This is a genomic window from Peptoniphilus sp. SGI.035, assembly GCF_050315115.1.
Classification (GTDB): Bacteria; Bacillota; Clostridia; order Tissierellales; family Peptoniphilaceae; genus Peptoniphilus_A.
In genome coordinates, this window is the sequence record NZ_JBNPOJ010000039.1 from 1 (window position 1) to 4,049 (window position 4,049).

Consider the following 4,049-nt stretch of genomic DNA (forward strand, 5'->3'; position numbering starts at 1 on the left):
CTTGCTCTTTATTTATTATTAGTTTCCCAAAGAGAAAATGACGTCTAAAAATTTATTACAATAAATTATCTAGAAACTAATATAAATTTGTAAAAAATAAGCAGACTTTCGCCTGCTTACATTTTATCTTTATATTATAAAACTTTCAATTTAATTTCTAAAATTATTCAGTGATAGTCTTATTTTTGATTTCTTCTTTAAGTGATGCGATAAATTCATCTACATCCACATCTGCTACTTCTTCTCCATTTCTCTTTCTAACAGAAAGTTTTCCAGAAGTTTCTTCTTTTTCTCCAATTACTAACATATAATTGATTTTCTTAACTTGTGCTTCTCTAATTTTATAACCAACTTTTTCTGCACGACCATCAAGATGAACTCTAAGTCCCTCTGCATGAAGTTTATTTGCAATTTGTTGTGCAAAGTCTTTGAATTTGTCAGATACAGGGATTACTTCAACTTGTACAGGAGATAACCATAGTGGGAATTTACCTGCAAAGTGTTCAATTAGTATACCCATAAATCTTTCAACTGATCCAAGTAGTGCTCTGTGAAGCATTACTGGTCTCTTTCTTTCTCCATCTTCGTCAACATAAGTTAAATCAAAATTTTCTGGAAGTTGGAAGTCAAGTTGGATAGTACCACATTGCCAAGTTCTTCCAATTGCATCTTCTAAGTGGAAGTCAATCTTAGGTCCATAAAATGCTCCATCTCCTTCGTTAATTGTGTATGGAAGGTTCTTTTCTTCTAATGCTTCTTTAAGTGATTTTTCAGCTAAGTTCCATGCTTCAAGTTCTCCCATGAAGTCATCTGGTCTTGTTGAAAGTTCAATTGAATATTTGAATCCAAAAGTTGAATATAAATAATCTGCAAGATCTATCATCTTAAATACTTCATCTTTAACTTGTGAGAATAAGCAATATACATGGGCATCGTCTTGAGTAAATGTTCTTACTCTAAATAATCCATGCAATGCTCCGGAAAGTTCATGTCTGTGAACAATTCCATATTCAGCAAGTCTAATTGGAAGATCTCTGTAAGAGTGGTTGTTTGAATTATAAACTAAAATTGAACCTGGACAATTCATTGGTTTTACTGCGTAGTCATCGCCGTCAATTTTTGTAAAATACATATTGTCTTTATAATGATCCCAGTGACCTGATCTGTGCCATAGTGCTTCATTTAAGATAATTGGAGTTAGGATTTCGCCATATCCATTTTCTTCAAGTACACCTCTCCACCAGTTAAGAAGATTGTTTCTTAAAATCATTCCATTTGGGTGGAAAAATGGGAATCCTGGACCTTCCTCGTGCATACTAAATAGGTCAAGTTCCTTGCCAAGTTTTCTGTGATCTCTCTTTTCAGCTTCTTCACGTCTTTCAATATATTCATCTAGTTGTTTTTGTTTTTCAAAGGCAATGCCGTAAATTCTTTGAAGCATCTTATTCTTTGAATCGCCTCTCCAATATGCTCCTGCAATTGAAAGAAGTTTTATTGCCTTAATTTTTTTAGTTGAAAGAAGATGTGGTCCCTTGCAAAGATCTACAAAATCGCCAATCTTATACATAGTGATTTTTTCATCTTCTGGTAAATCTTTAATTAATTCAACTTTATAATCTTGGTTCTTTTCTTTGAAATAATTAATTGCTTCTTCTCTTGAAATTTCAATTTTTTCTATTGGAAAATCCTTTTTAGCAATTTCTTTCATCTTGTCTTCAATTTCCTTAAGGTCTTCATCTACAAATCTATGCTCAAGATCTAAATCATAATAAAATCCTGTTTCAGTTGAAGGTCCAATTGCAAATTTTGTTTCTGGATAAAGTTCTTGAATTGCATACGCCATTAAATGTGATGCAGTATGCCATAAAATTTTCTTTCCTTCGATGTCGTCAAATTTTACAACTTTAAAGTCACAATCTTCGAAAACTTCATCGTCAAGTCCAAGTATTTCACCATTTACAACTGCTCCAAGAGAATCTCTTAATAATCCCTTAGAAATGTCCTCTGTAATTTTTGATACCTTTACACCACTTTCATATTCCTTGTGTGATCCGTCTGGTAATTTAATAATCATTTTTTCCTCCTAAAATTAATAAATAAAAAAAGTCATCATCCCAAAGGACGATGACCGTGGTTCCACCTTAATTAAACTCAAGGGATTTAACGCATCCTTACGCCATAGTTTGCTATGGAACTCCAAGTTAGTTTTCAAAAATATAAAATTGGAAATTTGCACCTTCCATTTCCTCTCTTAAAATTTTATATAATTTACTCTTCTTATCAAAGTTTATTTAAAAATTATTTTCATTATATCATATTTTTATTATTTTTCAAGTATTATAAATATTTAATTGTTGATATTAAGTGGTTATTTTGATAGGATTTTATCATAGTAATTTATTAATAGCTATTAGGATATTTAATGCGAAAGGAGCACTTTATGAAAAAGAAAATTTTTAACTTTTTTATAATATTTATTTTAGTGTTTTCTATATTTACGCCAGTATCAGCAAATACAGAAACCCTAGAAAAAAATAAAAATTCTAAAGAAATTATAATTATTCCTATTGAAAATTATCAAGATAAAGAAAGTTTTGAAATTGAAATAGGAAATATATCTAATTATAATAATAATAATGAACTCTCTAGAAGTAGATATGGAAAAACAATATTAAAAGCATCTGTTTCTCGAAGTGGAAAAACTGACAATTGCGAAGTATATTTGCACTGGAATGGTCCAGATCGTTATAATGCTTGGAGCTTTTCACGTATTGATGTTGAAAACGGAAGTTTTTTGCATTACAAAAATTTTGGTCCAATTTATGGAAAAACTATCGAAACTGACGGCTCTACTATGGGTTCAGTAAAATTAGGTGCTGTATCTATACCTTACACTCAAAAAAATGTCATCCTAAGATTTTCAAATCTAAAGGGATATAATATGAATCGTGGTTATTGGTTGTCCGCAGATCTTCATCCCGGTCTTGTTGGTATAAAATAATTTTTATTATCTAAAAGTAAAATGAGTTATCATATTCAAGTGAAAATGTTCAAGCATTTAATTCCTATTGGTGAGAGAAGTTCTGAAGAGATAATCGATTATCTTAAAAATAAATTTGATACTATTGAAATTAACTTCTCAGAATTACCTTCTTATAAAAAAGAAATGTATAGAACAAATGCAAAATATTGCGTAAAAAATTCAAAGTTAAATGTTGAGATAAAAGATATGTCCTTTCGTGTTTTTAAAATTATAGAAAATGAAAAAAGTATAGATTATATAGATTCCCGTGAAAGTGAGTGGGGTAATTTTCTCTTCTTTGTATTTGAAGAAAAGACTAAATATATGTGCTGCAATAGTAACAATAACAGACTTTTAAGAGAGATGGCTTACTTTGCAGGAATTTCTCAAGAATCCTATGATAAAGAAGATTTTGAATTTAAAGACGTACTTAGCAAGTTAATGTTTGATTATCTGGATGATAAGTTTTTGTATAAAAAAATTACTCAAAAATTAAATAAATAGTTTAAGTTTTTAAATATCCCAATACTATATTAAATAGGCTATTGCAAAGCCCTTAAAATAAAAGGCGAGGAAGCTAATGTCCTCGCTTTTTTGGTACAATTAATAATAGGATCTATAATATCTGTTGGGGAGTAAAATCTCTAACAGATATTTCATAAAAAAATTGCGCTTATACGCATTTAGTCCTAAACTTAAAATACCAACAAGAAAGCAAGGAGGTGCATATAAGCGCAAAATAATAATAACACTAATTTGTTGGGATTTAAAGATGTTTAATAGTTTTTTTGTTATTTTAGTATTTAATCTTTATTAGCGTCTATGCATTCATTTTTACATAAAAACCTGCTAACAAAAGTCAAGCCTAACCTGAAATTAATTTCAGTTTATTTGATTATTTGAGTAATTAAATTAGCGCATGGCAAACAAGCCGAGAGTAATCAATCGGCTTGTTTTTTAGTATTTTTCCAAATCTTATGCTACTTTTAATTCTTTTTTCTCGGCTTTTGCCTCCATAACTCTTGCA

The 4,049-nt window shown here is 29.8% G+C and carries 3 protein-coding genes and 1 other annotated feature; of the genes, 2 read left to right on the forward strand and 1 reads right to left on the reverse strand.

Going from position 1 to position 4,049, the window contains the following annotated elements:
• Nucleotides 1-163: 163 nt before the first annotated feature.
• On the reverse strand, nt 164-2,074 hold the full coding sequence (gene thrS / locus ACQRC6_RS09595) for a threonine--tRNA ligase (protein ID WP_427848722.1): 1,911 nt from the start codon (nt 2,072-2,074) through the stop codon (nt 164-166).
• A 40-nt stretch (nt 2,075-2,114) separates the two neighbouring features.
• Nucleotides 2,115-2,293, reverse strand: a binding site (T-box leader).
• Nucleotides 2,294-2,440: 147 nt separating this feature from the next.
• On the opposite strand from thrS, the gene ACQRC6_RS09600 reads away from it, so the two are divergent.
• Together ACQRC6_RS09600 and ACQRC6_RS09605 are read left to right on the forward strand one after the other, a co-directional pair.
• A complete protein-coding gene (locus ACQRC6_RS09600; protein ID WP_427848723.1) occupies nt 2,441-3,001 on the forward strand; it encodes a hypothetical protein in 561 nt (186 codons plus the stop codon).
• A gap of 21 nt (nt 3,002-3,022) precedes the next feature.
• A complete protein-coding gene (locus ACQRC6_RS09605; protein WP_427848724.1) occupies nt 3,023-3,526 on the forward strand; it encodes a hypothetical protein in 504 nt (167 codons plus the stop codon).
• The last annotated feature ends 523 nt before the right edge of the window (nt 3,527-4,049 follow it).